Annotated in this window: 32 protein-coding genes; 5 read left to right on the top strand and 27 right to left on the bottom strand. The window is 48.8% G+C overall.

Going from position 1 to position 25,879, the window contains the following annotated elements:
* Positions 1 to 161: 161 nt before the first annotated feature.
* The 4 genes from BUC22_RS12635 (at position 162) to BUC22_RS12625 (ending at position 4,793) form a co-directional block, all read left to right on the top strand.
* On the top strand, positions 162 to 884 hold the full coding sequence (locus tag BUC22_RS12635; RefSeq protein ID WP_013380318.1) for a LytR/AlgR family response regulator transcription factor: 723 nt from the start codon (positions 162 to 164) through the stop codon (positions 882 to 884).
* 2 nt (positions 885 to 886) lie between these two features.
* Complete coding sequence (locus BUC22_RS12630; RefSeq protein WP_070081223.1) at positions 887 to 2,230, top strand: ATP-binding protein; 1,344 nt, start codon at positions 887 to 889, stop codon at positions 2,228 to 2,230.
* Between the two features lie 33 nt (positions 2,231 to 2,263).
* The gene (locus tag BUC22_RS21900; RefSeq protein WP_013380316.1) at positions 2,264 to 2,434 is read left to right on the top strand and encodes a hypothetical protein; all 171 of its coding nucleotides are present in this window, start codon (positions 2,264 to 2,266) and stop codon (positions 2,432 to 2,434) included.
* Between the two features lie 814 nt (positions 2,435 to 3,248).
* Positions 3,249 to 4,793, top strand: a complete 1,545-nt coding sequence (locus tag BUC22_RS12625) for an ASKHA domain-containing protein (protein WP_013380313.1) — start codon at positions 3,249 to 3,251, stop codon at positions 4,791 to 4,793.
* 48 nt (positions 4,794 to 4,841) lie between these two features.
* Here BUC22_RS12625 and BUC22_RS12620 read toward each other — a convergent pair whose 3' ends face one another.
* The 16 genes from BUC22_RS12620 to BUC22_RS12545 all read right to left on the bottom strand — a co-directional run bounded on the left by BUC22_RS12620 (position 4,842) and on the right by BUC22_RS12545 (position 17,393).
* Positions 4,842 to 5,528: a DUF2461 domain-containing protein gene (locus BUC22_RS12620; RefSeq protein WP_013380312.1), complete on the bottom strand. Its 687-nt coding sequence runs from the start codon at positions 5,526 to 5,528 to the stop codon at positions 4,842 to 4,844.
* 1 nt (position 5,529) lies between these two features.
* Complete coding sequence (locus tag BUC22_RS12615) at positions 5,530 to 6,360, bottom strand: RNA polymerase sigma factor (protein ID WP_013380311.1); 831 nt, start codon at positions 6,358 to 6,360, stop codon at positions 5,530 to 5,532.
* Positions 6,361 to 6,491: 131 nt separating this feature from the next.
* Positions 6,492 to 7,466, bottom strand: coding sequence for a GGDEF domain-containing protein (locus BUC22_RS12610; protein ID WP_073383033.1), 975 nt, complete (start codon positions 7,464 to 7,466; stop codon positions 6,492 to 6,494).
* A gap of 333 nt (positions 7,467 to 7,799) precedes the next feature.
* Entirely contained in the window at positions 7,800 to 8,612 is an 813-nt protein-coding gene (locus BUC22_RS12605) for a methyltetrahydrofolate cobalamin methyltransferase (RefSeq protein ID WP_041690197.1), read from the bottom strand.
* A gap of 44 nt (positions 8,613 to 8,656) precedes the next feature.
* Positions 8,657 to 9,292, bottom strand: a complete 636-nt coding sequence (locus BUC22_RS12600; protein ID WP_013380308.1) for a cobalamin B12-binding domain-containing protein — start codon at positions 9,290 to 9,292, stop codon at positions 8,657 to 8,659.
* A gap of 144 nt (positions 9,293 to 9,436) precedes the next feature.
* Positions 9,437 to 10,819 (bottom strand): methyltransferase MtaB domain-containing protein, encoded by a 1,383-nt coding sequence (locus tag BUC22_RS12595; RefSeq protein ID WP_013380307.1) that lies wholly within the window; start codon positions 10,817 to 10,819, stop codon positions 9,437 to 9,439.
* Between the two features lie 18 nt (positions 10,820 to 10,837).
* Positions 10,838 to 11,245, bottom strand: a complete 408-nt coding sequence (locus BUC22_RS12590) for a B12-binding domain-containing protein (protein ID WP_013380306.1) — start codon at positions 11,243 to 11,245, stop codon at positions 10,838 to 10,840.
* 295 nt (positions 11,246 to 11,540) lie between these two features.
* The gene (locus tag BUC22_RS12585; RefSeq protein WP_013380304.1) at positions 11,541 to 12,071 is read right to left on the bottom strand and encodes a hypothetical protein; all 531 of its coding nucleotides are present in this window, start codon (positions 12,069 to 12,071) and stop codon (positions 11,541 to 11,543) included.
* 13 nt (positions 12,072 to 12,084) lie between these two features.
* A complete protein-coding gene (locus BUC22_RS12580) occupies positions 12,085 to 12,690 on the bottom strand; it encodes a GTP-binding protein (protein WP_013380303.1) in 606 nt (201 codons plus the stop codon).
* 3 nt (positions 12,691 to 12,693) lie between these two features.
* On the bottom strand, positions 12,694 to 13,362 hold the full coding sequence (locus BUC22_RS12575; RefSeq protein WP_073383032.1) for a cobalamin B12-binding domain-containing protein: 669 nt from the start codon (positions 13,360 to 13,362) through the stop codon (positions 12,694 to 12,696).
* Between the two features lie 79 nt (positions 13,363 to 13,441).
* Positions 13,442 to 14,725, bottom strand: coding sequence for a PocR ligand-binding domain-containing protein (locus tag BUC22_RS12570; protein WP_073383029.1), 1,284 nt, complete (start codon positions 14,723 to 14,725; stop codon positions 13,442 to 13,444).
* A 187-nt stretch (positions 14,726 to 14,912) separates the two neighbouring features.
* Entirely contained in the window at positions 14,913 to 15,422 is a 510-nt protein-coding gene (locus tag BUC22_RS12565) for a nitroreductase family protein (RefSeq protein WP_013380300.1), read from the bottom strand.
* 92 nt (positions 15,423 to 15,514) lie between these two features.
* Positions 15,515 to 15,736, bottom strand: a complete 222-nt coding sequence (locus BUC22_RS12560) for a hypothetical protein (protein WP_013380299.1) — start codon at positions 15,734 to 15,736, stop codon at positions 15,515 to 15,517.
* 96 nt (positions 15,737 to 15,832) lie between these two features.
* Positions 15,833 to 16,405 (bottom strand): YcbK family protein, encoded by a 573-nt coding sequence (locus tag BUC22_RS12555; RefSeq protein WP_013380298.1) that lies wholly within the window; start codon positions 16,403 to 16,405, stop codon positions 15,833 to 15,835.
* A gap of 327 nt (positions 16,406 to 16,732) precedes the next feature.
* Positions 16,733 to 16,969: a DUF2922 domain-containing protein gene (locus BUC22_RS12550; RefSeq protein WP_013380296.1), complete on the bottom strand. Its 237-nt coding sequence runs from the start codon at positions 16,967 to 16,969 to the stop codon at positions 16,733 to 16,735.
* Positions 16,970 to 17,165: 196 nt separating this feature from the next.
* Positions 17,166 to 17,393, bottom strand: a complete 228-nt coding sequence (locus tag BUC22_RS12545) for a DUF1659 domain-containing protein (RefSeq protein WP_013380295.1) — start codon at positions 17,391 to 17,393, stop codon at positions 17,166 to 17,168.
* A gap of 204 nt (positions 17,394 to 17,597) precedes the next feature.
* Here BUC22_RS12545 and BUC22_RS12540 point away from each other — a divergent pair, with 204 nt between their 5' ends.
* Positions 17,598 to 18,107 carry a GNAT family N-acetyltransferase gene (locus BUC22_RS12540; protein WP_041689857.1) on the top strand — a complete coding sequence of 170 codons (510 nt, stop codon included), beginning with the start codon at positions 17,598 to 17,600 and terminating at the stop codon, positions 18,105 to 18,107.
* Positions 18,108 to 18,140: 33 nt separating this feature from the next.
* Here the strand turns inward: BUC22_RS12540 and BUC22_RS12535 are convergent, their stop codons facing one another.
* The 11 genes from BUC22_RS12535 to BUC22_RS12480 form a co-directional block, all read right to left on the bottom strand.
* The gene (locus BUC22_RS12535) at positions 18,141 to 18,719 is read right to left on the bottom strand and encodes an RNA polymerase sigma factor (RefSeq protein ID WP_013380292.1); all 579 of its coding nucleotides are present in this window, start codon (positions 18,717 to 18,719) and stop codon (positions 18,141 to 18,143) included.
* Positions 18,720 to 18,745: 26 nt separating this feature from the next.
* Positions 18,746 to 18,961 carry a hypothetical protein gene (locus BUC22_RS12530; protein WP_013380291.1) on the bottom strand — a complete coding sequence of 72 codons (216 nt, stop codon included), beginning with the start codon at positions 18,959 to 18,961 and terminating at the stop codon, positions 18,746 to 18,748.
* Between the two features lie 151 nt (positions 18,962 to 19,112).
* Complete coding sequence (locus BUC22_RS12525) at positions 19,113 to 19,355, bottom strand: hypothetical protein (protein WP_123876058.1); 243 nt, start codon at positions 19,353 to 19,355, stop codon at positions 19,113 to 19,115.
* Positions 19,356 to 19,510: 155 nt separating this feature from the next.
* Positions 19,511 to 20,353 carry a phage antirepressor KilAC domain-containing protein gene (locus BUC22_RS12520; RefSeq protein ID WP_013380289.1) on the bottom strand — a complete coding sequence of 281 codons (843 nt, stop codon included), beginning with the start codon at positions 20,351 to 20,353 and terminating at the stop codon, positions 19,511 to 19,513.
* Position 20,354: 1 nt separating this feature from the next.
* The gene (locus tag BUC22_RS12515; protein ID WP_013380288.1) at positions 20,355 to 20,912 is read right to left on the bottom strand and encodes a hypothetical protein; all 558 of its coding nucleotides are present in this window, start codon (positions 20,910 to 20,912) and stop codon (positions 20,355 to 20,357) included.
* A 167-nt stretch (positions 20,913 to 21,079) separates the two neighbouring features.
* Positions 21,080 to 21,298, bottom strand: a complete 219-nt coding sequence (locus BUC22_RS12510) for a hypothetical protein (protein WP_123876057.1) — start codon at positions 21,296 to 21,298, stop codon at positions 21,080 to 21,082.
* A gap of 28 nt (positions 21,299 to 21,326) precedes the next feature.
* Positions 21,327 to 21,752: a hypothetical protein gene (locus tag BUC22_RS12505; protein ID WP_013380285.1), complete on the bottom strand. Its 426-nt coding sequence runs from the start codon at positions 21,750 to 21,752 to the stop codon at positions 21,327 to 21,329.
* 503 nt (positions 21,753 to 22,255) lie between these two features.
* Positions 22,256 to 23,080, bottom strand: coding sequence for an N-acetyltransferase (locus BUC22_RS12500; protein ID WP_013380284.1), 825 nt, complete (start codon positions 23,078 to 23,080; stop codon positions 22,256 to 22,258).
* A gap of 35 nt (positions 23,081 to 23,115) precedes the next feature.
* A complete protein-coding gene (locus BUC22_RS12495; protein WP_013380283.1) occupies positions 23,116 to 24,210 on the bottom strand; it encodes a DegT/DnrJ/EryC1/StrS family aminotransferase in 1,095 nt (364 codons plus the stop codon).
* A 52-nt stretch (positions 24,211 to 24,262) separates the two neighbouring features.
* Positions 24,263 to 25,396, bottom strand: coding sequence for an acyltransferase family protein (locus tag BUC22_RS12490; RefSeq protein WP_083591139.1), 1,134 nt, complete (start codon positions 25,394 to 25,396; stop codon positions 24,263 to 24,265).
* Positions 25,397 to 25,425: 29 nt separating this feature from the next.
* Positions 25,426 to 25,872: a sugar 3,4-ketoisomerase gene (locus BUC22_RS12480; RefSeq protein ID WP_070081219.1), complete on the bottom strand. Its 447-nt coding sequence runs from the start codon at positions 25,870 to 25,872 to the stop codon at positions 25,426 to 25,428.
* Positions 25,873 to 25,879 lie beyond the last annotated feature (7 nt).

Genomic DNA, 25,879 nt, shown 5'->3' with positions numbered 1-25,879 from the left:
CTTATTAAATATCACTATAATCATAACTGTCTAAAAAAGCAGAATCAACATTCTTACCGAAAACGTCTTTTTTTTACCAATTTTGCGTTTTAAATTTCCAGTCTTTTTTAACATAATATGATAAAATTTGATTGCAATAATTATGAAAGGGGGATGTCTTTATGAAAATCGCGATTATCGACGATCTAAGAACAGAATGTGAACTGCTCTCCGAATACATCCACCGTTACTGCGCCGATCACCAGCTTGATGCGGAGATTACACTCTTTGAAAGCGGCAGCCATTTTCTTGAGCGCTTTGCTCCGCACACCTATGATCTTATTTTTTTGGATATTTACATGGATGGTTTGAATGGCATTGAAACGGCTGAAAGAATACGGGAGAAAGACAGTGACTGTCTCCTCATTTTTTCAACCACCAGCCAGTTTCACGCGGTAAAGGGATTCAGGGTCCGGGCTTTCGACTATCTGGTCAAGCCTTACAACTATGAGGTTTTTGAGGAAACCATGCGCTATTGCGACGAAACGCTGTTCAAGCAGAGCCGGTACATTGAGGTAAAGGAAGGGCGAACCCATGTAAAAATCTTCTTAAAGGATATCGTTTATACGGATTACTCGAACCATTATATCTACATCCATACTAAACGGCGCATTGTCAAATGCTATATGCCTTTCGCAGATTTTTCGGCGCTGCTGCTGCCCTACCCACAGTTTGTGAACTGTTACCGGAACTGTATTGTGAATATGGATGAGGTCGATGTGCTTGACGAAAAGGATTTTGTCATGCTCACAGGAGAGCGGGTGCCCATTAACCGCGGGCTTCGCACAGAAATCCGGCAGCGCTATGCCAACTATGAATTTGACAAATTAAACAGGAGGTCTTGATTTTGGATGTCCGAATCGCTGTTGTCATCTGTCTTGCCCAGCTTGTCCCCTGTTTTTTTTGTTTTTTTGCTGTTTTTATCGAGCATTCACGGGTTCCTAAATGGATTTGGTTTGCAGCGATTATCCTGGTTCTTGCTTTCAGCGTGTTTATTACAAGGATCTACTTCACGCCTGACAGCAGCTTCTATAACATCCGAGGTGGTCTGACGTTTATATTTCTGCTCTTTGTCATTGCAGCGGCCCTTTTCTGCATCCGGGATAATTATTTTACAAACCTTTTTGTTTTATGCTTTCTGACCAATTACAATGACTATATCCAGCTTCTGGCAAAAATTTTTAATATTGTCTGGAAAAACAGGATCGGCTTTTTTAATCCCTCTGCCGACTATGCCATCACCATTGTGCTGCTAGAGCTGGCCGCTTTTCCGTTTTTGTTCTGGTTTATGCAGAAAATCATCAAGCCTGTCATCGAGCAGACCAGCGCCATGCGTGCATGGCGCTATCTTTGGATTATTCCCATATCCTTTTACTGTATTTTCCGAATCGGCCTCTTTCCGACATTCAGCGATGCCTGTCTTGTCTGGCACAACAGCCTTTTCCTGCTGCCTGTCGCGTGGATTATCGGAACCATCATGACCTACTATATTGTCATGCGCACCCTGTTAGAGAGCTTCACTAATTCCAGACTGCAGTCACAGCTGAGTGTTATGGATCTTCAGATCGAGCTTCAGAAAGAGCAGTATGAACAGCTCCAGAAAAACATTGAGAGCACGCGGGCCGCAAGGCACGACCTCCGGCATAACCTGCTGGCCCTCAAGGGCTACGCTGACCAGAGAGACACCGACGGACTTCTCCGGTATATTAACCACTACCTGAAAATACTGGACACCGATGAGGTGACTTCCTTTTGTGAAAACTACGCGGTCGACACCATCCTCCGCCATTACTACCTGCTGGCGCATAAGTCCGGCATCGAGGCTGGTATTACGGTCAATCTGCCAAAGGAGCTGCCAGTCACCGAGATGGACACCTGCGTGGTTCTGGGAAACCTTTTGGAAAACGCGCTGGAGGCCTGCCTGCTCCAGACAAGGCTGCACCGTTTTATCCATGTCAGCATCGGTATTGCCGGAAAGCGGATGGTAGCCATTAATGTGAAAAACAGCTACGAAAATGAAATCCGGCAGGAAAAAGGAAAATTTTATTCCACCAAGCGCGCCGGAGAAGGCATTGGCCTCACCTCTGTCCGCCATATTGCTGAAAAGCATCAGGGCTTTGCCCATTTTGACTACGCCGATCATATTTTTAAAGTCTCTGTTTTACTGATGCCGGACAGCAAAAGCAAATAAAAAACTCCTGCAGCCGCAGGAGTTTTTTTATTTATGGCTTCAGATGAACCAGGCAAAACACATCAGGAGGAAAGCATATCTGCCCTTTCCATGAAAATTCCCCGTTTTATGGAAAAGGCACAACATCAAAGATCAGTGACCGGCGCTCTGGATAACGCCGGCCTTCCAAAAGCATCATATATGGAGGCACGCTTTGGAAGATGATTAAAATGAATCGGACCAACGCTTTCAATCGGATTGATGCACCTGTCCTGGCTGCCAAAAATCGGAATTTTTAAAATAATTCTGCTGTTATTTTCTGATGCCGCCCCCCAGTTTGAGATTGTGGTGTATGGCCAAGGGGGGCCGGTCCGCCGGCCGCAGTGGTGAAAATGATAATGTTAAAAGCGTGTTATTTTTGAACCAGTTCTATGGCTTCAAGGTGATGAAGCTGTCTGGAGGAGTCCCAAAATCACAGCCCCGCTGGTTCGGCAGGACTACCCCTCATGACTGTGTTCCATAGCACAGTCATTTTTACCGGCGCCATCAGAAAAATCAGAAACAGCTGATGTGTCATGAGACCTCTTAGCGAGAACCTCATCTCCCCATCAAAAACAATTTGCTGTATTTTTTTACAAGAACACAGCGAAAAACTTGTTTTCATTATAAAAATGAAAATAAACAGCACAAATGGAGCGTCTACAGCCATACCAGAGATTTGAATTGGTATGGATGAGAGGATTTTATACTTGCTTTCACAAATATAGTCAAACCTCTGGAATGGCAGGGTGTGCTTATCTCAAAAGGCGTGAGCATATGGGGCTCTTCCTTTTGTGATCCATCGGACAACTAAATTATAGCACTTCAAGTCATCTTATTGTAAAATATTACGGTAAAAAATTACCCGTTTCGGTAAAATTTGGGGCAACTATCCCTATTTGGGTATATGATTAAAGGATACTTTAGCGCTGTTTCACACTTGCTTATCCATCTCTTTTCCATTATAATGAAACGGAATACAAAGACAGGAGATGACCTTTTGAACGCTTTCAGCCAAAAAATTTATTTAGAGCTGCCGGCACCGGGCCAGGGCGACATCACAGCAGACCGTGAACGGCTTCTGCAGGGCCTTGAAGCTACCTTTTCACCGCTGGCGGTCTCCTATAAAACCTATAAAAAATATGCTGCCGTCTGCCGGAAAGCCGGTTTCAGGGTAACCTGCACCCTGGTTTACGCCGGAACCCACTGGGAGCTGACGCGCATTGAAGCCGGTGACACCACCGCACAAAACTACGGACTGGCCGTGGATCTGGGCAGCACCACAGTGATCATGCAGTCCATTGACTTAAATACCGGACAGGTGCTGGCGGAGAAAAGCCGCTTTAACAGGCAGATTGACTACGGCGATGAGATATTGAGCCGCATTTTTTACACCAAGGGCAGGCCTGACCATCTGGACGAGCTTCAGGCCAGCACTGTCCGTACTTTCTGCGACTTACTGGATGACCTCGCCGCCCAAACCGGCATCGCGCCAGAAGCCTACAGCATGATGATTGTGTCCGGCAACACTACCATGACCCACCTTTTCCTCGGCATTGACCCCTGGCCCATTTTTGAGGTTCCTTTTACCCCCATGTTCAACCATACGGGCTTTATACCCGCTGACGACCTGAGCCTGCCCATCGGCGGACTGGTTTACTGTATGCCCTCAGCCGCCAACTACCTGGGCGGCGACATCATCAGCGGCCTGCTGGCCGCCCGGCTTGATAAACAGAAAAAGCCCTCCCTCTTTATCGACATTGGCACCAATGGTGAGATGGTGCTGGGCGATGAAAACTTCCTGATCGCCGGGGCGGGCGCAGCCGGGCCGGCACTGGAGGGCGGTATCAGCAAGAGCGGCATGAAGGCCGGACCGGGCGCCATCGACCATGTGTCCATCACAGATGGTGTTTTGAGCTGCACCACAATTGATAACGCGCGGCCTAAAGGCATCTGCGGCTCTGGCATCGTGGATCTGCTGTCCGAAATGCTGCTGAATGGCTGGATTGACTTTTCCGGAAAGTTTAATCCTGACGCCACAGACTGTATCGTGCCCACTGAGGACGGCTATGCCCTGCGGTACGCTGACGGGGAGGAAACCGCCGACGGCGCCCCGCTTTTTTTCAACCAGACAGATATCACGCAGTATCTGGACACCAAGGCTGCTGCCAACACCATGGTGGCCTACCTTCTGGAAGCCGCAGGTCTTGGGCCTGAGGACATTGACCAGGTCTTTATCGCCGGAGCTTTCTGCGCTCATATCAACCTGGAGGCAGCGATCAACATTGGTCTGTACCCCGACCTGCCAGCCGGGCGCTTTACAGTTCTGGGCAACAGCTCCCTGACCGGCGCCAGAGCGCTGCTGCTGGACTACACCCTTTTTGATACTGTGGGCGCGCTTCAGCACAACATCCAATATCTGGAATTTGGCGCGGCATCAGATTTTCTGACCCGCATGTTCGCCGCGCGCTTTCTGCCCCACACCGATCTGAGCCTCTACCCCACCGTGCGGCAGCGCTTAAAGGAACGCGGTATCCTGCGCTGAGCACAAAAAATCCCACGAATCATTCGTGGGATTTTTAAATGCTCATTCCTATCTTTTTCCGGGCATTTCAAGGCCCTCCAAAGCCTTATTGATAAAGTCATTAAAGGGCTTTATCCGTCTGAACACATCCACAGCCTCCGCCAAGAAGGCCTCACGGTCCAAAAACAGGTCTTTCTCTACAGGATACTCCACATACCAGGATTTATGCTTTAAAAGTTCGCCATAAGGATGTTCTTTATCATAACCGCGCGGCACATTTTTAAGCTTTTCACCCTGGAGCGTTAGTTTTTCACAGAAGGCAGGCGCCGCTAAAACAGCCTCAAAGCTGCTGCCCTGCGACACAATCTGGTCTCTTATACGCCGGGTGATCTCGGGCATTTTGGCATGAAAGACGCCGCCGCCCAGAAAAATCTGATCCGGCGACACAAAGAGGTAATCCCCCACCGGCACCATGCCCCTGCCCTCCGGCGAAATATGCGCGCGGAAAGACGGCGCGTAAGGGCTTTTATCCTTGCCGAAGCGGGTGTCCCTGTTGAGCCTGAAAACCAGGTCGCTGGGGTTTATGAGGCCCAGACCGGGTTCGTCTGGCAGCATTTTTTCCATTAAATCGGACACAAGGCTGACAAAGGCGGCGCGGGCGGCCTTGTACTCTGGCTGGTGGCTGTGCATCCATTCCAGCGAGTTGTTATCCCGAAGCTGTGCCAGGAAATCCAGCATTTTTTCACAGTCGTTCATCTTATATTCTCCCCGCTTTCTGAATCGAGACCATTGAATCTGAAGCCACCAGGCTGTCGATAAAGGCCCGGGCTTTTTCCGGCACGCGGTACTCTGGCAGGCTTTCAAACACACCGGCCAGAGCGTCCATATTTTCCATTTCCTGTTTACAGACCTCTAAAGCGCTGTACTCCAGACGCGCAGGGTCCAGGCGCTTCTGTCCCACGGCGTAGCCAAGGCGCTTGCTGCAGGCGCACATACCGCTTCCGCTGAGGCCGCAGTATTTTTTCAGAAAGTCATTAACCTGCCTGCGGATGCGGGAGAGCCTCTGGCGGTAGTTTTCCGGCGTTGTGTCAAAAATATCCGCTCCCATGGCGCTGTCAATTCTGAACATGGCGCCCAGCACATAGATGCAGCGGCTTTCCGCGTCCAGGCATTGCAGCATGACATTGGTACAGGAAAGCTTCAGCTCCTCGGCCAGAAGCTCGGCGTCCACTCCGGCCTGGGGGTCCGGGCAGCGCTCGGCCATGCCCTGCTCAATATCGCGGGCGTAAAAATCAAAGGTGAGGGGCTGGCGGTCGAAACACGAACGGCGGTAATCCACCAGATAGTTTTTGGCGATGCGGTAAACCCAGGTGGAGAAAAGGCTCTCTCCCTTAAAAGACGACAGGCTTGTCATAACACGGATCATGATCTCCTGGGTGGCGTCCTCGGCGTCCTCAATCATCCCCATCATGCGCAGCGACAGGTTAAAAACCATATCCTGAACCGATTCCAGCACTGTCCCCAGTGCGTCTTTATCCCCTTCTACGGCGCGTCGGATAAAAATGTTCATCTCTTTTTCTGAAACCATAATGTTTCCTCCTTTATGCTTATACAGAATTAGACGACAAGAAAAGTCAGCTGTGACAAAATTTAAGTATTTTTTTCGCTTTTTTGGCGCCTAAATAAAAAGAGCAGCCTCTAAGCCGCTCTTACTGCCGTTTAACCGGCGAATACATAGCCATTTTTACTGTTTTTCTTACGCGCATACAGGGCCTGGTCGGCCGAACGCACCAGTGCGCTGTAGCTACTGCCATTATCGGGTGACTGGGAAATGCCAATGCTCACAGTAATGCTGCAGTCGGGAATATCCATAACTGGCTGCGTGACAATCTCACAGAACTGCTGGGCAGTCTGGCCGATGCCTGCCCGGTCGGCCATCTTTTCCGCAAAGACCACAAACTCATCGCCGCCCACACGGCCCATGATGCTCTGGCCGCCAAAGCTCTCGCGTATCCGGTCGGACAGAACTTTGAGCACCGTATCGCCGGCCAGATGGCCGAACACGTCGTTAATCTCCTTAAAATCATCAATATCAATCATCATCAGCACTCCCCCGGTGCCTTGCTCAAGGCGGGTGTTGATCTCCTGCTCGACACTGACCCGGTTTAAAAGGCCGGTCAGAGAGTCCAACTGAGCCAGCCGCCTGAGTTCGTTGGTTTTCTGCTCAAGGGCATGACGGAATTCCTCGTTGCGTTTTTCCGTGATGGTCTTAGGAAAGAACTCTCCCTCCAGCTGTTCAAAGTTTGGGACTGAGTGGTGCAGGTGGATAATCTTAAAGGTATCCCCGCTTACCCGCAGTGTCAGGGAAAATCGGGTGTGCATGGCCGCAACCAATGGGTTGTCACTGGCCTCATGGGCGTCAAAGCCTCCAAAAACAACGACAAATTCGTCACTCATGACCCGTACCTCATACCACTGGTCATCAATGGTAAAATGGCCGTTCCACTCCTCAGTCTCGCCTAAGATCGCTGTGCGAACCTGCTCAAGACTATAACAGATTTCGCCGTCTCCGGTGCCGATATAGGAAGCGTTGTCATCAAATACACTGGTCAGCTTCAGCAGATCGCGGTTGATGAGATAATCCTCCCATATGGATTTTGCAAAGGCGACTGCCTTTTCCTCAATCTTTTTCATATACAGGCTCCTCAGTTTCTCGTTGTATCTATTATACAGTGCTTTTACGCCTGGGGCAAGGATTAATTAAACCATCAGAGCAAGGGTTCTGTAAGGGATTGATACACTCCGCCTGGAGGTACGCCGTTTCGACGTACCTCCATTAAATGCTGAAAAAGGATGCTCCTAAAAAGGGTGCATCCTTACTTACTGTTAAAATATTTACTGCAAAATGTTAAAAATTTTTTGGAAGGGTTATTTTCTTGAATTATTTATTCATTTGATGAGCAGCCGGCGGCAGAGTACCGCCGGCCAGAGGGGTGATCATTTCACTTGGAGAATGAAATCATCGGGTTACGCATCAGACGATGCGTCAAGTTTGCCCTTTCTATGGGCTTTAATGTATTTACTGCAATAGCTGTCTCTGCCCAGGAGCGCGGTGGCGGTGATGATGTCCGCCATCATTTTGCCATTGGTGGGGTCAAGGACGTAGCCGTCCATCCCCAGGGTCATTGTCTGGACAACAAACAGCCGATTGAGGATGCTGCGGTTCGGCAGGCCATAGGAAATGTTGCTCAAACCGCACATGAAGTGTACATCGGGGTAATCCTGCTTGATCTGGCGGATGGTGTCGAGCACCTCTGCTCCGGCACTGGTCACGCTGCTGATGGGCTTGACCAGCGGGTCAAAGTACATGTCGTCATCGGCGATGCCCTCGGCCTTCAGCTTGGCATAAAGGTTATTGACCACCTTCATGCGGTCGGCTGAGGTTTCGGGCATACCAGTGGAGTCCATGCACAATACAACGATTTTGGCGTTATATTTTTTAATTAAGGGAAGAACGGATTCATAACGCCCGTCCTCGTCGGAGATGGAATTGATCATGGGACGGCCGTTCCTGCACAGGGCCAGACCCACGTCCAGTGCTTTGGCGTTGGGGCTGTCAATGCACAGGGGGGTGTCGACCTCGTCCTGAACAATGTTCACAAGCCATTCCATTATTTCCAGTTCATTCTTGACCATATTGCCGCAGTTTACGTCGATATAGGTCGCGCCGGCGTCTGCCTGTTTTTTGGCAAGCTCCCGGATGAACGCTTCGTCTTTATTCTGTACCGCCTCCTTGACCGGAGGGCGGCTGGTGTTAATGAGTTCACCAACAATTGTCAGCATCTGAAATGCCTCCTGTTCGTCAAAATTTTATTCGCTGTCTGCTACATGGCCATCATGCGGTCGCAGAGCTCAACCGCGGTGGAGGCGTCCTCTGAATAGCCGTCCGCCCCGATATCATCGGCGAATTCCTGAGAGATGGGTGCGCCGCCGATGATGATCTTAACCTGGTCACGCAGGCCGGACTCGTTAATCATCTTGATGGTATCGTCAATCTTCATCATGGTGGTGGTGAGCAGTGAGGACATGCCCACAATGTCTGGCTTGTGTTCTTTGATGGCTTCCACAAACTGTTCTTCCTTCACATCTACGCCCATGTCAATAACTGTGTAGCCGCGGCTTTCCATCATTAAGACCACCAGGTTTTTACCGATATCGTGCAGGTCACCGTTGACAGTGCCGATGATGACCTTGCCCTTGGTGGGCATATCCGCGTCGGTGATCAGGGGCTTAACCACCTGCATGCCTTCGTTCATGGTATCCGCGGATTCCATAACTTCCGGGACAAACATTTCACCGCTCTTAAACAGCGGGGCCACAATGTTCATGCCGCCGATGAGGCCGTCGTTGATGATGGCGGCGGGGTCGATCCCCTCATCCACTGCCTTCTGCACCAAGTCCTTGATCTCATCCAGTTCGCCGTCCAACACACAGTTTTGAATATCTTCTAAAATTGCCATTTTTATATCCTCCGATTTTTTTATTCCTGATTAAAGCTGTTTACCTGCTCTTCCGGCGCGCAGTGTGTACTGAGCCGCACCGGAGGGAATTGTCCAAATTTTTATAATTTTTAACAGTGAATTTCTGTTTTAAGAATATTAAGATCAGGCCTTTAAGCCATAGCCTTTAGGATGCCACTTGTCCATGTCCAGCTCGGGCTTGATTTCTGCGTAGAACTGTTCCGGATCGTCTGGAATCTTGTCCACTGCTTTTTCCATCTTGTCGAGCCATTTCATGTCGCGGCGGTCAGCCTTAACCTTTTCGGCCTTGATGGCGTCGCGCAGCTCGTTAATGGTTAATTTGGCGGCCAGTTTGGTTCTCAGGAAGTTATCCTGCTCTTTCACCAGCTCGCCGGCGATCTTAAGCACAACATCGGGTCTTAAAACCCATGCCTGGACATCCAGCGGCGCGTCAGATTCAACGAGCAGGTCGCGCATCATAAGGCCCTGGCCTTTTTCCTTGGCCACGTTCATGAGACGGCAGTCATATACCAGCTGTTCCATGCCCACCACAGGGGCCATCTCGGATAAGAGCTTGACCTGCTGGATGGATTCATTACTCCAGGTATCGGCCACGGCTGCCGCGATGTTGCCAACTGGGCTTAAATGGGCGCCAGCCGCGCTCTTACCTTCCATGGCGATGGGACTGCCGGTAATGGCCTTGAGGTATGGGCCTTCATAGGCGCAGTCCTTGCTCGGGCCAACCGCGCCCTGTTCAAAGGCCACCAGGGCTCTCGGCACTGCCACAACACGCATAACCGCTGCGAACACATGGGGGATAAAGCCTTTTTCGGCCAGAACCATGGCGGTGTTGGCAAAGCCACAGGCAGAGTCGCCAGCGGCGAAGCAGCCATTAGCATCGGATAATTTAACCAGATTGCCCCAGAGGTATTCCATGTCGCGGCAGCCCAGCACGCCCATGGCGAAGATGGCTTTGCGGATATCGGCCTTTACGAGGGCTTCGTCATTGATTTCCTTGCCCCCGGTCGATTCGATGGATAAAAAGTCTGAACCATCCTTGGCGCACTGTTCGTACAGCTCCAGCATGGTATCCCAGTACTTGCCGCCGCGCATAACCGGAGGACGGCTCATTTCGCGCAGGTCGTTGGGGGTGGTCCGCAGGGCGGCCTTGAGGCCGTACTTGTCTGCGGCTTCCTTGATGCCATTTAATAAAATGCGGTTGGCGTCAATCCCATATTTTGGATGCTCGGTAAAGTCCGGCACGGTTTCAAATTCTACCAGCACGCCGGGCGCGTAGAGCTCTGCCGCTCTCTTGAGCACACCGTCGATGATATTGGAATAAATGCCCAAGGCCTTGTCAATGGTCTGATCATTGACATCCATGCCCGGCAGTGTGAAGTTGATTTCCGGATAGATGGTGCCGCCGCCGATGACCATGCCGCTCCTGGTGGTGACAGGGTTCGGACAAGAGCCATAAATAAAATCGTCCAGATTATTAATTGCCAGTTTATCAAATTTCTTTGCCATTTTTGTATCCTCCACTTTTTAGTTCGTTGAATGCTGAAGGGAGTCTTTGTAACAAGGGTTGATGACAATGAACCCGGCCATTTCCACCAGGTGCCGGAAAATCTCATTTCCGTCTCCCTGTCCATCTCCATAGACAGGGCCCAAGGCAATGGCGCCGGACTTCAGGTCATCCATTTTGCTGCCGACCACAGGTTCCAACCGTTTTTTGACCTCTTTAAAGAGCTGTCCCGCCAGTAACAGATCCCCGGCAAAGTATTCCCCAGCCTCAAAGAGTGTTCCGACCTTCTCCGTTCCCCGCCGGCAGGCTTCAATCACACCTAATCCTTCTTCCCTCGATGGATCTAAAGATAAAATTTCATCGACACACACCATGAGCTTTTCTTCTTCCAGATCTGCCATCAGATTTGTGATTCCTTTAAATTCCATAAGAGCCTCCCTAATCCTAAAATATTCTTTTTAAAATATCTCTTTAACTCTTTAATGCACTCCTCTTTATTAAAATATACATTTTTATAACCCCGCGGGACTTATTAAATAATTATTTATGTTATTATAATACACCCGGCATGGCTTTCTGTCCTTGGACGATTTATATACTTTTTGGTAATATCTTGCTTTTTATGATTATTATGCTAATATACCATCAAAAAAAGACGCTGCTATTTTAAAACATCGTCTTTTTAAGAATATAAACCATGCAAACAGTCTTGTATCCGCAGCTTTAATGGCTTTTGCTTTTAACAGAAACATTTCGAAATTTTCCATTTTCCATTTTTAATTTTCCATTTTTATGGTGGTGGCCGTGGCAGATGGGACAGGCCTCTCCATCGTGGTGATGGTGTTCATGGGCTTCCTCGGTAAAGGTTTCTGTCACCCGCATGACCACCTGGCTGTAGTCCTTCTCGACAAGCAGCCAGGAAAGGTTTAAAAGCTTCCGGCTCTCCCCGGCGTTGATGCCGCTGACCAGGGAATTGATGACCATCTCCGCCTGGCCCGACGTTTCATTTCCGCCGGTATACTCGTGATGGACGCCGGTCAGGGCGTTGACACAGCTGAACTTGATAAAGGCTGTGTCCGAAAGCTCTGCCAGCCCCTTGATATGGCCGATAAAGGTCTTTTCCTTTTCAGAGATGCGTTTGGCGTACACGCCCATCAGGCTGCCAATCATTTCCTCCCACTCCTCTGGCGTCATGGGGCTGTCGGATTTAAACTGAAGCTTGAAAACCGCTGGAATAAACTCATTTTGATACATTATTTTCTCCTGCCTAACGGACTAAATATGTCTTGAATGCCGGTGTCAGCCCAGTGCTGACATCCATTTTAAAGACCGGCAGCCTGTCCCCAAGCTCCCGGACCATGCCCTCCGCCTCGCGCACAGCGCACTCGGGGGCTTCATCTATCTTGTTGATCACCACCGCCCGGGCCAGCCCCAGAGAGCTCATGAGCAGGCTGTTCAGCCGCACGCGGTACAGATCCACCCGCAGCGGGTCAAAGATAAACACATTGCAGATATCCTCGGACGTGTACCCGCAGTTTTCCATGGACGGGTACATGGAGGCCGGATCGGCCATGCCGGACGGTTCAAACAGGATGTAGTCAAGGCCGTCGTATTCTGTCAGCAGATGGTTGATGGTGGCCTCCAGGGTTACCTTCAGCGTGCAGCAAACACAGCCGCCGAAGAGATCGTGCACGTCATAGCCCAGCCTGCGCATCTGCCGGTTGTCGATGCCCACCTCGCCAATCTCATTGACAATGATGGCGCACTTTTTATTTTCTGCTGCCAGCAGCTCGATGGTTTTAAGCAGCATGGTTGTCTTGCCTGAGCCTAAAAACCCGGTAAAAAGGATGATATCCGGCTTTTTTTCACACATTTCTCACACCTCACTTGTCCCAAAATAGCCGCTGCCCCTGCCAAGAATATGGTTGACCACGTCGATGGCCCCAAAGATATCCTTACCGTAGCCGTTGGCGCCCACCTCATCGGCAAAGTCCTGGGTGACAGGCCCGCCGCCCACAATGATCTTCACCTTGTCCCGGAGGCCTTCATCGGTCACCTCCTGGATCACATTGCGCATCTCACCGATGGTGGTGGTCAGCAGGGCAGACATGGCTAAAATATCCGGCTGGCACTTCCGGATGGCGGCCACAAAGCTGGCGGGCGGCACATCAATGCCCAGGTCGATGACCTCATAGCCCTCGCCCTGAAGGCTCCAGGTGACCATGTTCTTCCCGATATCATGCAGATCGCCGGCCACAGTGCCGATGACCACCTTACCCTTGTGATGGCTCATGGCCTTTGTGAGCAGCGGCTTGATCACATAAAGGCTGGCGTGCATGGCCCGGGACGACATCAGCACATCGGGGATATAGATCTCCCCTTCCCTGAACTCCTGGCCGATTTTGTCCATGGTCGGAATCAGCGCCTTTTTAATGATGGCCTCCGGGCCGATTTCGAGCCCCAAGGCCGCCTCGGTTTTATCCTTCACATACTCTGCGTCGCCGTCCACCAGGCCCTGCTGTATTTCCATAATAATCTGATCCATGCGCTTCTCCCCCCTATCCATATGCTCTGCACGCCTACCGGCTCTGCCTGAACTGCGTCGGCGTCATGCCTTCATTTTTTTAAAACACCTTTGAGAAATAGCTCGCGTCACTATAGCCCAGCCGCACAGCGATCTCGTCGATTTTATACCGTGTGTTGCCCAGCATCTTCTTGGCCTCGTCCAGCTTGACCCGGGTCACATAGTCCATGACAGTGATGCTCTGGCTCTCCTTGAAGATCCGGCTCACATAGTACGGGCTCAGATAAACCGAATCCGCGATTTCTTCAAGGGTCAGGTTGCGGTTATAATTGTTGCGGATAAAGCCCTTGATGCCCTCAATGGCCAGGCGGTTCTTGGTCTTGCTGTTGGTCTGAATCTCTTTAAAATAGCGCTCCAGCACCTTCAGCGCCGCGGTGTTGATCTCCTCGGTCGAGTAGCAGGTGCCAAGCTCCTGCATGAAAGCCGCGTTGATGCCCATGGGCCGCTCCGAGTTGACTCCGGCCTCCACCGAGGCTCTGGACACCACCACCACCAGCTCAAAGACCCGCGCCCGGACCACGGCCAGGTTACTCTGCACGGTATCGGCGAGGATGTCGGCCAGCATGACCTTGAAAATCCTGCGGCATTCGTCCAGATCACCCAGCCGGATCTTGCCGACCAGGCTCTTTTCCTTTTCGATGTAATAGTTTAGGCTCTGGCTGTTCAGCTTTTCCTCCAGGCTTTTGCGGGTGGCGATCTCATCATTTAAGAGCGTCTGTTGAAGCTCAAGCTCTTTTTTGCGCTGCATGCTCTGCCAGGCCGCGTTCACAATGTAATTAGCCATGATCGACAGCAGTGAAGCGGCGCTCTGCACCTTTTCACCCGACACCACCTGAAGCTCCTTAGCGGCCTTAAACAGCGGCTCAAAATCATCGGTGAGCACGCGGTTCATTTCCTCAAGCTCGATCCAGAAAAACTCCTCGGGCTCCCACATGAGCACCTGCCCGCAGATAACACTGCCCAGATGCTCGCCGTCCACGATGATGGGTGCCGCCCATTCCACCAGGCCGCCTGGACATCTGAAAATATAGGGCTCGTTAAACAGGGCTGCCTGCTTGCCCGCGCGGGCGTAGGCGCCCTTGCAGCGCTGGACGCCCTTCTGCTTTTCCAGCTTCCAGATCAGCTGGCAGAAGCTGCAGTTGATCTGGGCGTCAGCCTTTGAGAAAATCGAGCGTCCCTCTGTGTCCACGATGTTGGCGGTCAGGCCTGTCACATTCGTAAAGGCGTTCAGGATCTCGACCAGCAGATTTTTATCCACCAGCTGCAAAAGATACGCCCGTGTGGAGGGCCTGTTCCCTCCTTCCCCTGCAACGCTGTTTCTCATTTTCACGCCTCCTTGTGTTCGTTTTCATCTGCCGCTATCTTTCTATATATAGTTATATAACAAAAAACGCGCTGTGGATAGGAAATTTCTTGTCATTTTCTGTACTATTTTGTGCTTCCTTCATGGCATGGAAAAAGCGGTAAAAGACACTCTGGTCTTTTACCGCCTGATTGAATCAAATTTCTGTTTATTTTTGTGTGTATTTTTCAAAATGAACCCGGCCGGCATCGTAGCGTTCTTCCACCTCGTAGGGCCGTTTGGCATAGCCAAAGGGAATGATGGCGTAGGGACGGATGTTATCCGGCAGGTCAAAGACCTTTGTGATGTGGTCCATGCGTTCCTTAAGCGGGGCCACACCCAGCCATACCGCGCCCAGATCCTGACTCACGGCCTCCAGCAGAATGTTTTCGCAGGCAGCGCCCAGATCCTGTTCCCAGTGTTCCGGGAAACGCATTTCATCGGTGTTGCCAAGCGCCACGATGGCCGCCGGCACCTTGGCCACAAATTTGGCGTAAGGGTCGGTTTCGGACAGCTGTTCCAGTGTCTTTTTGTCCTCAACCACAATGAATTCCCATGGCCGCTGGTTTCCGGCAGACGGCGCCTGCATGGCGGCCTTTAACAGCATTTCTATTTTTTCCTTTTCGACCGGCGCATCTTTAAACACTCTGACGCTGGCGCGATTAAAAATCTCGTTCATATCATATCCTCCTATGTGTTAAGCTATTATAACTATTATATACCCAAATTCAAAAAAGGAAATGAAAATTTTTAAATTTCAAGCCGTTTTTTTCAGATAAAATCGCAGACGCGCTTCACCATGACACTGTTGCCGGACACAGGGCGTTCCTGCGCCAGGCTCTGAACCGCTGTCACCGCAGAGGCGGCCGCGCTTCCATGGCTCTGAATAAGCGACTGTGTGGATTGAAACAGCCCTGCAAGGGCAGCGGTCATTAAAACCAACAGCGCGAGGACCATAATGGTCAGCCGGTCTGTCTTTTTTGTCTTCGTCATTTCGTACACCCCCAAGGTTTATTTCCTAAGTATGTGCTTAGTATAACAAATCATTGTGATCTTTCTGTGAATAAATTCTGAAATATTTCTGAAGAATTAAATTTCCACATGGATATAGCCGCTGCTGTAATAGGGCAGCACGTTCAGCCCGCAGTCCTTTGCCCCGGCGGCCAGATCCCCGACACCCACCCCCGGGCAGTACAGGTCCGCCGCACAGCCCCGTTTGTGAAAGGACCAGCTGACGCCTCCAACCTCCTCATTGCGGGCTTCGCACCGCACGCCTGAGGTGATGATGACCGGCCGTCCAAAATAGCACCGCAGGGCTTCGATCTTCTCTAAAAGCTCGGGCTCCACAACGCAGGGCCAGCCGTCGCAGTAGCCCGCGCAGTCACACTGGTATTCTTCCATGGCAAAGTGGGGCGTTGCCATGAGGGGCATCCGCGCTTCTGCATCTCCATCAGGCAGGGCGCTGTCACTGTCCTGAGGCGGCGGAAATACCGGTTCCCTGGACTTTTCCGTTGCGGGAGCGTCTGTTATCCCTGCAGGCGGGTCCTCTGGGATGACGGCATTCTCAGCTCTTTTGGGGCCAAGGCTTCCCAGAAACATCATTGAAACCACCGCGCAAACCATGACCAGCCCGATGATAAATGTTTTTTTCAATCTTTTCATGTTTTCCTCTCTGTTTGATCAATAAAAAAGGGGCTTTCGCCCCTTTTTCAGAGTGTAGACAAATGCTGTCATGAACAGCCAAAGGGTTAAAGAGAGGGCTGTTCAGTTGAAAGTTGAAAGTGGATAGTGGAAAGTTCAGGTGCAAATCTGCCGTTGGCCGATTTGATCAGATGCGGCCTGCGGCCGCGTTTTTAATCGCTTTGGCATCAGCCAAAGGGGTCATGAACCTTCCACCTTCAACCCTCCACCTGAAACTGTTTCCTGCTTTAGCTTTGCCGCAGACTTTCAACTTTGTCGACAGCCTGAAAAGGGGCTTTCGCCCCTTTTTTACGCTGTTTCCTCAATGGCCACATCGGTTTTGATGGTGTCGACCTTCACGGCTCCGGTCACCTTGACCAGACCAAAGCCGTCGGGCAGAAAAGCGCCCTGGTCTAAAACAGCTTTCGCCCCTGTCCTGATCTCGGCATCGGTGATGCCCTCCTTATAATCGGGAATGGTGATTTTAAACTCCTTCCCGTCCGCGCGCTGAAAATAGATGGTTAAATCTTTGTTGGTTGTTGGCATTTTTGTAGTCTCCTTCTTATTTTTAATTTTGGGGTTCTGGTTTACCTGTATTCTTTTTTAATGGAGAATTGAGAATGCAGAATGGAGAATTTCGGAACAAAATCGCGATGCGATTTTAATGAAAATCAAACCGGCTCTGCCGGTTTGGCCCTTTAATTCTCAATTCTCAATTCTTCATTCTCCATTGTTGAAATCGCTATGCGATTTCAACCATCTCTTCCGCGGTCACCTTCACCTGCTTTTCCCGGATGGGCTCCTGCATGTCGGCGATGGCTTTGGCAGTGCCCACAAAGGACGCATCGGTGACGGCGGGATCAATATCCCCATAGGTCTTTGAGGACTTGACGATCTTTCCTTCCCTTTCGCCGTGGTTCACGGTGATCTTCATCCCTACAGATTCAATGTTTTTTTCAATGGTTGCCATTTGCTGTACCTCCTGATTTTTGATTTGGCGTTTTTGCCTTACACTTAATACAATCGCTCAAAAATCAAAAAGGTTCCCGGATTTTAAAAAAAATTTAAAAATTCTGCTCAACACGAAGAATACCATTGTTTTTTTATATTCTTTTTATAAATCTGTGGTATGATTAAAAATAAATACAAACGCTATGAATTGGAGGCAGCAGTCATGCTCTATTTAAAGGCACTGAACACAGCAGATACCCGGCAGGAATACCAGTTTTTTCAGGAAATCCAGAGTGAAAGCGGCTTTTTAAACCCATACCACGGCATTTCCTACAGCGATTTTGTCCATCAGGCGGTTCCAGAGCGCATTGATGCCTCCAGAGGCATTGGTGTGGCCGAAGGCCTTGTCCCGGACACTTATTTCTTTCTGTGGGAGGATACACAAATCGTCGGTTTGTTTAAAATCCGCCATTACCTGAATGATTTTTTAAAAAAAGACTGGGGACACCTCGCTTATGCCATTCTGCCAGAATACAGGGGCCGGGGCTATGGCACAAAGGGTCTGGCACTGGCAGTGGAGGTCTGTAAGGGCCTGCTGCCTCCCGGGGAGGATGAAATCTACCTGTCCTGCTATCTCGACAACACGGCCTCCCTGAGGGTTATGCTCAAGAATGGTGCTACCATCCACCACCACAATTCGACAGACTATTTTACACGAATCAAAATCCGCTGAAAAAGCCGGAGCCACACGCTCCGGCTTTTTCAGCTATTCCAGCGCATCCCGCTGCCGCCGAAGAGCCTGAAGCCCACGGTGAAGCCGGGTTTTGACGGTGGCGGGCGCAACACCCTGAATACCGGCGATGGCCTTCAGGCTTTTGCCGCCATAGTAGTGCAGGCGCAGCACCTCAGCCCGCTCTGGCGGCAGGGCGTCCACCATGGCCCGAAGCCGGGCGCTGCGGTCAGACGCCTTGTCAAGCAGGCATTCCTCGGGCGTGGGGCCCGGGTCTGGGATGGCTTCGTCCTCCGGCAGAAGCGGCCTTGTCTCCATCCTGCCGCTTCTGGCCGCTCTGCGGCCCGCGTCGGCAAAGCGGTAACGCAGGCGGGCGCTTAAAAAGGCCGGAAAGGGCTGGCTGCTCCCGGCCCGGTAATCGGCTGTGGCTTCCAGCAGGATCACACCCCCGTACTGCACAGCGTCCTCCAGGCTGTCGTGATGGTGCCTGTATTTGGCGGCCTGCTTATAAATCAGCGGCTTAAAGCTCATGAGCAGCATTTCCCTGGCGGTCTGGTCGCCCTCGCCGGCCATGCGCACCCACTCGTCCAGGGCGCTGTATTTTTCATCCTTCAAGTAATTCCCCCTTTTGGGCTGTTCGTTTAAAACAGCACGTCATCCTCCCGGACATCCTGTATGGCAAACACCACCTCGGGATGGGTGCCCTGCAGGGCGGCCAGGTAATCGTTGAACTGATCCTCCGCGTCCTCCGCATCTCTGGCGTGAAAGCCAACCCGGACACGGCACTCTGCTGTGACCACGTAGTCTCTTTTCCGCCTCACCAGACTTCCTCCGATACCGTAACGATTTGTGGACAAACTGCACCTCCTGAATAATAAAAGATTAATATAGTATATTATTTAATATATTATTAATGGCGGACACGGGCGTCCGTGATTCTGCCGCCACTTTTGCTTTTTTAACAATATTGCGGACATAAATGTCCCCGAATCCTGTTTTGTGAAATTTTCAGCCCGACTTATCCACATGCCCATAAACGGACACCTGCTCACCGGAAAGATTTTCAAGGATTACAGGGGCCACGTTGTCGGCAAAGGGAATCAGGGTATAAAATCCTACCTGTTTGTTTTTAACGGCCCGCTGGTATTTCAGACGGCCCGAGGCCTCCAGCTCACTGCGATAGCGGCGGATATGGCGTTCAGAGCATTTTAATACCCTTTCCAGCTGCTCAGGCCGCACCCAGAATGCCACCCGCCACAGCCACCGCCCGTCTAAGGACGGCAGCGCGCAGGCATTGCAGCGGTACAGCAGGTAATGCCACAGAGCAATGGCCCCGGGCGACAGCTTTTTCTCGTCGGGCAGACTGGCGTGCCATTCATAAAAGGCGTCGAGCTCTGTGAAATAGTTTATAACGCCGCCTCCCTGTCCTGGGCTACAAACCAGTCTACCAGGCAGGCCTGGCCCACAGGTGTGACACGGGTCACCGACCAGAGCATTTTGCCCTCCCCGCCCAGGGGCCTGTCAAAGAAACCCTCCTCAATCTCAAAATAGCCCTGCTCCATGGTCCATTGAAGCGGCTTGTTCCAGCTGCCTTTCTGGGTGCTTAAAAAACCGCCTTCGCGCAGCTTTGTAAATAGGCGGTTCCGCCCGATGTTCACGCCGTTCTGGCGCAGGAGCTTAGCCATATCTCCCATGGAGATGCTGCCCTCTGAGGCTGTGATGGCCTCGCCGAATACGGCGTTTGGCGTAAGCGCCTTTATCCGCATCTCCAGCTTGTCCACTTTTGCGCCCAAAGCCTTGTTTTTAGCGGTCTCCGCCCTCAGCATGTCCATCAGCTCCCGCATGGCCCCGGGGTCGTCCTGCACCCGGTCCATCACGTCATCCTCCATATAGGCCCCGTGCCTGCGGATGCTGGGCAGAATGACCGCGGTCACATAGCGCTTGAAGGTCTGGGCTTCCGGTCTTGTGCTACCAAAGATCAACGCGTACAGGCCGCTCTCGTTGACGACCAGCATGCTCTGATGATGCCCGTTGGCGTCGCAGATACGCCGTTTCGACGTATCTGCCGGGTTGACATGGCGCTTTACAATGCTTGAAGCGTCTTTGCTGTAGCCCAGGGCAGCGCACACATCCGCGGCCACCAGCCATTCCCGGGCCTCCGCGCCGTCTGCAGCCTCCCGCTCCACCAGCGTGCGGATTTTTCCGAAAAGGGCGCTCTCAAAGGTCTGGGTAAAGATTGCCGCGGCCATTTTACATTTCCTCCTTTTCGATCATGACAAAATACTGCTCCTCATGGTCGAGGATTGTCTTAAATACCATGCGCCCCATTTCGACGCTGTCCAGCAGCAGCTCTACGTCGGTGGTGGCCCGCAGAGCAGGGTTTCGAAGCGCCTCCCAGTCCTTTTCAAAAAGATGATTTGTCTCTGTGCCCGGCACCTCGGTAACCGTACAGCACTCCCGGCTGCCGTCAGGCTTTACGGTTTCCAGAACACACCCGCCGCCAGGGGCCGTCACATATAAATCATAAGGATTGCTGCTCACAAACATGCGAACCTTTGAGATTTCCCGCACCAGGTTCATCCCCTCTAAAAACGGCGGCGTCGCCTCAGGCTTCCAGCCCTCCGGACGGCAGACCCTGGGGTTGTCCACCGAAAAGACCGGCGGGATAAAGCCCGGTACTTCCTCTGTACTCGAAAGACCCAGGTACTTTAAAAAGCTCGGAAGCGGTGTCAGCTCTCTGGCTGGTATATGGGTCTTTTTCCCTTCGCTCGCAGCTGCCGTGGTGGATGATGGTTTGTTTTGGTTCATATCAGAACCTCCTTAAAATATTTCTTCAGCGCTCACCGCTGAGGTTGAGATCATTATACGAAATTGCTCCTCCGCCGTCACCTTTCATTCAGCCCCCAAAAAGGCCTCTAAAACACAAAAAAGCCCCATTTCTGAGACTTTTTTGCTTTGAAAAGATATTATTTTGTCTAAAAAGCGGTCTTTTTGAGCTTTTTCTCTTCCTGAAGGCAAACATTAAAATACTCACACCGCAGGCATTCCCTGTCTCGCACAACGGAAAACCCACTGCCTGTCAGCAGGACCTGGGCTGGCAAAAGCGCTCTGCACAGCGCAGAACCCTGCTCGATCTTCCTCTCCATGGCCATACTGGTGCCGGCATAACAGACCGCCATTCCGCTCTCAGCCACAACACACCCACGCTCTCGGTCGTGCTCTTTAATTAAAAAAAATCCGGTCGACGTAACTGTTTCCCGTTCCGTCACCGGGGAGACTCGTGTGAGCAGGCATGACCTGAAGGTTTTTGCCAATATAAAAGCAGAGGTTCCGCTTTGTGTTAAAACGTTTGGCGTTGGCCCGTCCGCAGGCCCCCATATCCTTCTTAAAAAGACGCCCGACAAGGTTAATCAGACGCCTGGGCGTACAGGGCCAGAGCGTGACCGAGCCGTTCATGTACACAATGCCCGTCATGGGCTCGGTGAGACTGCTGAGGTTGATATACGCCACGGGCAGCCCAAGCTGTGGATCGCGCACCAAACGCTCCAGCTGCTCCTCCGTCAGGTAAAACTGCCCGTCCCCCAGCCCAAAAGCCGCATGCTCCAGATCAATGCCCGGAAAGCAGTTAAGATTGCTGTAATTGTACATTTTTTGATCCTCCAAAAATATAATATTTATTTGAAACCTGAAAACCCTGTGGGGTAAACGGTTTACATATGATGAAAAAACCGGCAGGCGGGAGATGCCGCCTGCCGGGTAATTGATTAAAAATATCCTGTCTTAACTTAATACTGATCAGATAATGGACTTAGCATTTTATACTACGGCAAATTAAAATATTGATTTCTTATTTTCATATTATTTTTCACTTCATCTAAAAACTGAAAACCAAATTCTTGATAAAAGTTTATAACTTTTTTATTATTAAAAAGAACATTCAGATAGACCTTTTCCAGTTTCGATTCAGAAAAATACTTTTAAATTGTTTTTGTTGCTATGTAAGCAGTGTCGTTATCGTGTGCTGTTTTTTCACGATATTCGCGATTTGGCCTGCTTTTTTCTCAATACTATTGTAACTTGACCTTATTACATTGAAAAATCGGATGATTTTTTATCTTTCATCCAATTTAACATTTCTTTACTATCTTTAATCATTCACTTTCTTGATGCTGGTTGGTACACTTTTCATGCCAACTTGTATAACCTTCTCCTTCCCACGGCATTCCCCGATCAAAAGTATACCGCCATGGATAAATTGATTCTCCCGTTACTTTGTTTTTTATTTTCCTTACATCGCTAATCGGTTTTGCTGGATTACCAACCACTACCTTTTCATTTTCGACGTCTTTATTGACAATCGCGCCTGCTCCAATAAGTGCATCCTCACCAATATGAACACCAGGCAAAATGATGCTTCCAGTCGAAATGATCGCAAAGGATTCAATGATAACGCCCACTAAATTTTCAGATGGTGGTGTAGGGTCATTGGTCAATACAACATATGGAAATATCCATACATAATCTTTAATAATACTCTTTTGTCCAATATGCACATTGCTGTGCATATTGACATAGTTCCCAATTTCACAGTGTCCCTGTATATCGCTCAATGTCCCAATTCGGACATGATCTCCAATTTTTGCTCCTTCTCTTATTGTAACCCGATGGCCAGTTTGAAAATGATCTCCAATTTCATTATTTCCATAAATAATGGTTTCACTTCGAATCAGCGCATTTTCACCGATAGTGAGTGGATGGTTTTGTTCTGTGTGATTTTCATAAAAATCAACTAAGTATTCTCCTAAAATACAGCGGGCTCCAATCGTGCTGTTTTTTTTAATCGTAACATTATCTCGAATAATACAGCCATCATCAATATAAACATTATCTTCAATCGTTACATTGTTGCCAATACTAACACTCTCCTTGATCGTTACATTTTTACCGATATTTATTTCCTTTGGTATCATAACCATAATATCTTCTCCTATAATATTCTAAATCTTACTTTTTAAAACCGATTGATCATTTCAATGACATAATCAATCTCATCCTCTTCCATCCCATAATATAAAGGCAGGCTCAATTCCCTTCTCGCAATTTTTTCTGCAATGGGATAAGCACCCTTTTTGTAACCTAAATCTTCATAAGCCTCCTGCAAATGGATGGCAAGGGGATAATGAATAACCGTTCTGATGCCATTTTCCTGAAGATAATTTTTGAAATCTTCTCGTTTCTCAATAAGAATTGGAAAAATATGCCAGACATGGATGTTTTTATCATCCACAGAGGGCAAAGTGATTTTCGAGTTCTTGATTTCATTCAAATACCGCTGGCTGATCCTCTGCCGTTCTTTGGTCCATCGGTCTAATTCCTGGAGCTTTATTCTTAAAAATCCCGCCTGTAATTCATCGAGGCGTGAATTGATTCCTTTGTAAATATGATGGTATTTCTGATCAGACCCATAATTCCCGATGGCTCTTGCCTTTCCAGCGATTTCTGGATCATTGGTGGTGATGCATCCCCCATCACCGAGGCATCCTAAATTTTTTCCGGGATAAAAACTGAAGGCCGCGGCATGACCCAGAGAACCTGCTTTTTTTCCTTTATAGGTTGCGCCATGGGACTGGGCGGCGTCTTCAATCACCTTTAAGTCATATTTTTTTGCAATCCCAAGAATGGGATCCATATCAGCGCACTGTCCATAAAGATGGACCGCGATAATCGCTTTCGTCTGCTTTGTAATAACCTTTTCAATTTCATCCGGATTAATATTATAGGTTTTGAGCTCCGGCTCGACAAAAACAGGTGTCGCTCCTGTATAGGAAATGGCTAAAGCGGTCGCAATAAATGTGTTGGACGGGACGATGACTTCATCCCCTTCTCCAATGTCAAAGGCTCTTAACAAAAGGTAGAGTCCTTCTAAACCATTGCCGCATCCGACGCAGTATTCCGTCTCGCAATATTCCGCAAATTCTTTTTCAAATTGACAGCACTCTTCCCCGTCAATAAACCAGCTTTTATCATATACACGCTCGAAGCATGCCTGCATGTCTGCTTTGATTTCATTGTGCATGGGGGTGAAGGTACTAAAGGGTATGTTCATTTTTTAATTTCCTTTCAAGTAAACATGACATACTTTTTATTTCTAAAGAGGGTCATAATATTTTATTTAAAAGCCATTTTTTACAGGGTTTTTCTATGATTTCATACAAAATAATCGCAATTAAACTACACACAAACAACGAAAAAACAATTGCCATACTATTTATTTTAAGTATTTCCAAATACTTTTGTGCAAATCTTAAAATATCCCAAACAAAAAATTGAGCTAAGAAGAAAGCATAGGATATTTTGCTTAAATATTGAATCAATTTTGATCCTAAAATTTTAATAAACGTTTTGTTTTTGAGTGTTCCCATATAAAAAATAATAATTGTAAAAAAAGGGATTGTCCAAAAGCCATAATAACTGTAATTTCCTATTCCTAGATAACTCATTAAAGAAATACCGCTAATAAGTGCTACGATACTGAAAAATAATATTCCTTGTTTACATTCTTTTTTTGAGGTATTCATAAAATAATGTGCAATCATTAATCCCAATAAAAATTCCATCAACCGAAAAAACGGATTGGAGTAAACATTATTTAATTTAAACATATGGGCAACAAAAGGTGCAATGCTGTCAAGACCATACATCATCAATGCAATAATAATTAGGTTCTTGCTTTTTATTTGAGAAAAAAGTTTGCTAAAGTATGGAAATAACAAATAACAAAAAGCAATACATGAAATAAACCAAGTTCCATCATTATGTGATATCGTAAACAGACTTCCAAAAAATGTTTGTGTGAGAGTTAGTTCTATCGGTGCGAGTATGATATTTTCTTTTAGCGTTAGTTGATTATACACAATCAAATATAGAATATAGATGACAATGTACAAAGGGTAGATATTCGCAAAGCGTTTTTTATAAAATATTTTAATAGTATCAAGTGTTTCCATTTTATTTTGGGCATATAAATAGTAAAGCGTAAACCCCGACAGCTCAAAAAAAGCTATCATAAAAATTGCTCCATTTTTTATAAAAGGCGTCAGCCATCCATAGGTCAATTTCATATGCACATTAGAATGAAAAAAGAAAATAAACAACGCTGCTAAAATTCTTAATAGATCAAGACCATAAAGTCTGTCTGTCTGTCTGTCTGTCTGTCTGTCTGTCTGTCTGTCTGTCTGTCTGTCTGTCTGTCTGTCTGTCTGTCTGTCTGTAATGATTATGTTTTTCTCCATCTCTCCTGTCAATCCCCTTTTGTTTCATTTTAACTTTCCCCAATATTATTTTTAAAAAAATCCTGCGCTTCCTCACAGTATGTCCGGTAATCTCGAATATAATCCCCTTCATCATAATACTCGGAAGCAATAACCATCAGAACACTTCCGGGGGAAAAATTATACATTTCCCGCCAAATCATCGGCCCAATATAAAGCCCTTTAGCTGGATCATCTAAAGTAATAAATTCTTTTTCGTAGGGCGTGCTCACGCTGATCTGCACACTGCCGTTCAGGCAAACCAACACCTGCTGAAGTTCTTTATGGGAGTGAAAGCCCCGGATGGTGTTTTCTGGCACCCTTGTCAAGTAGTAGATGCGTTTGATGTCAAAGGGGACATCTTTAAACCCTTCAATAGGGGTGAGATGCCCCATAGGACGCTCAATATTTTTTGCATCGATGATGTCATTGAATTCAATGATTTTTGTATTGATCATTTAAAAA

This window comes from Eubacterium callanderi (assembly GCF_900142645.1).
GTDB classification, from domain to species: domain Bacteria; phylum Bacillota; class Clostridia; order Eubacteriales; family Eubacteriaceae; genus Eubacterium; species Eubacterium callanderi.
Note: the sequence above shows the minus strand (reverse complement) of the source record. Positions and strands in the feature narration are given on the sequence as shown.

Coding starts and splice junctions, on each gene's coding strand:
- BUC22_RS12635 (WP_013380318.1), top strand. CDS start 162: ATGAAAATCGCGATTATCGACGATCTAAGAACAGAATGTGAACTGCTC.
- BUC22_RS21900 (WP_013380316.1), top strand. CDS start 2,264: ATGGCTTCAGATGAACCAGGCAAAACACATCAGGAGGAAAGCATATCT.
- BUC22_RS12620 (WP_013380312.1), bottom strand. CDS start 5,528: ATGAACGACTGTGAAAAAATGCTGGATTTCCTGGCACAGCTTCGGGAT.
- BUC22_RS12615 (WP_013380311.1), bottom strand. CDS start 6,360: ATGGTTTCAGAAAAAGAGATGAACATTTTTATCCGACGCGCCGTAGAA.
- BUC22_RS12610 (WP_073383033.1), bottom strand. CDS start 7,466: ATGAAAAAGATTGAGGAAAAGGCAGTCGCCTTTGCAAAATCCATATGG.
- BUC22_RS12600 (WP_013380308.1), bottom strand. CDS start 9,292: ATGGCAATTTTAGAAGATATTCAAAACTGTGTGTTGGACGGCGAACTG.
- BUC22_RS12595 (WP_013380307.1), bottom strand. CDS start 10,819: ATGGCAAAGAAATTTGATAAACTGGCAATTAATAATCTGGACGATTTT.
- BUC22_RS12590 (WP_013380306.1), bottom strand. CDS start 11,245: ATGGAATTTAAAGGAATCACAAATCTGATGGCAGATCTGGAAGAAGAA.
- BUC22_RS12585 (WP_013380304.1), bottom strand. CDS start 12,071: ATGTATCAAAATGAGTTTATTCCAGCGGTTTTCAAGCTTCAGTTTAAA.
- BUC22_RS12580 (WP_013380303.1), bottom strand. CDS start 12,690: ATGTGTGAAAAAAAGCCGGATATCATCCTTTTTACCGGGTTTTTAGGC.
- BUC22_RS12575 (WP_073383032.1), bottom strand. CDS start 13,362: ATGGATCAGATTATTATGGAAATACAGCAGGGCCTGGTGGACGGCGAC.
- BUC22_RS12570 (WP_073383029.1), bottom strand. CDS start 14,725: ATGAGAAACAGCGTTGCAGGGGAAGGAGGGAACAGGCCCTCCACACGG.
- BUC22_RS12565 (WP_013380300.1), bottom strand. CDS start 15,422: ATGAACGAGATTTTTAATCGCGCCAGCGTCAGAGTGTTTAAAGATGCG.
- BUC22_RS12560 (WP_013380299.1), bottom strand. CDS start 15,736: ATGACGAAGACAAAAAAGACAGACCGGCTGACCATTATGGTCCTCGCG.
- BUC22_RS12555 (WP_013380298.1), bottom strand. CDS start 16,405: ATGAAAAGATTGAAAAAAACATTTATCATCGGGCTGGTCATGGTTTGC.
- BUC22_RS12550 (WP_013380296.1), bottom strand. CDS start 16,969: ATGCCAACAACCAACAAAGATTTAACCATCTATTTTCAGCGCGCGGAC.
- BUC22_RS12545 (WP_013380295.1), bottom strand. CDS start 17,393: ATGGCAACCATTGAAAAAAACATTGAATCTGTAGGGATGAAGATCACC.
- BUC22_RS12540 (WP_041689857.1), top strand. CDS start 17,598: ATGCTCTATTTAAAGGCACTGAACACAGCAGATACCCGGCAGGAATAC.
- BUC22_RS12520 (WP_013380289.1), bottom strand. CDS start 20,353: ATGGCCGCGGCAATCTTTACCCAGACCTTTGAGAGCGCCCTTTTCGGA.
- BUC22_RS12515 (WP_013380288.1), bottom strand. CDS start 20,912: ATGAACCAAAACAAACCATCATCCACCACGGCAGCTGCGAGCGAAGGG.
- BUC22_RS12505 (WP_013380285.1), bottom strand. CDS start 21,752: ATGTACAATTACAGCAATCTTAACTGCTTTCCGGGCATTGATCTGGAG.
- BUC22_RS12500 (WP_013380284.1), bottom strand. CDS start 23,080: ATGGTTATGATACCAAAGGAAATAAATATCGGTAAAAATGTAACGATC.
- BUC22_RS12495 (WP_013380283.1), bottom strand. CDS start 24,210: ATGAACATACCCTTTAGTACCTTCACCCCCATGCACAATGAAATCAAA.
- BUC22_RS12490 (WP_083591139.1), bottom strand. CDS start 25,396: ATGGAGAAAAACATAATCATTACAGACAGACAGACAGACAGACAGACA.
- BUC22_RS12480 (WP_070081219.1), bottom strand. CDS start 25,872: ATGATCAATACAAAAATCATTGAATTCAATGACATCATCGATGCAAAA.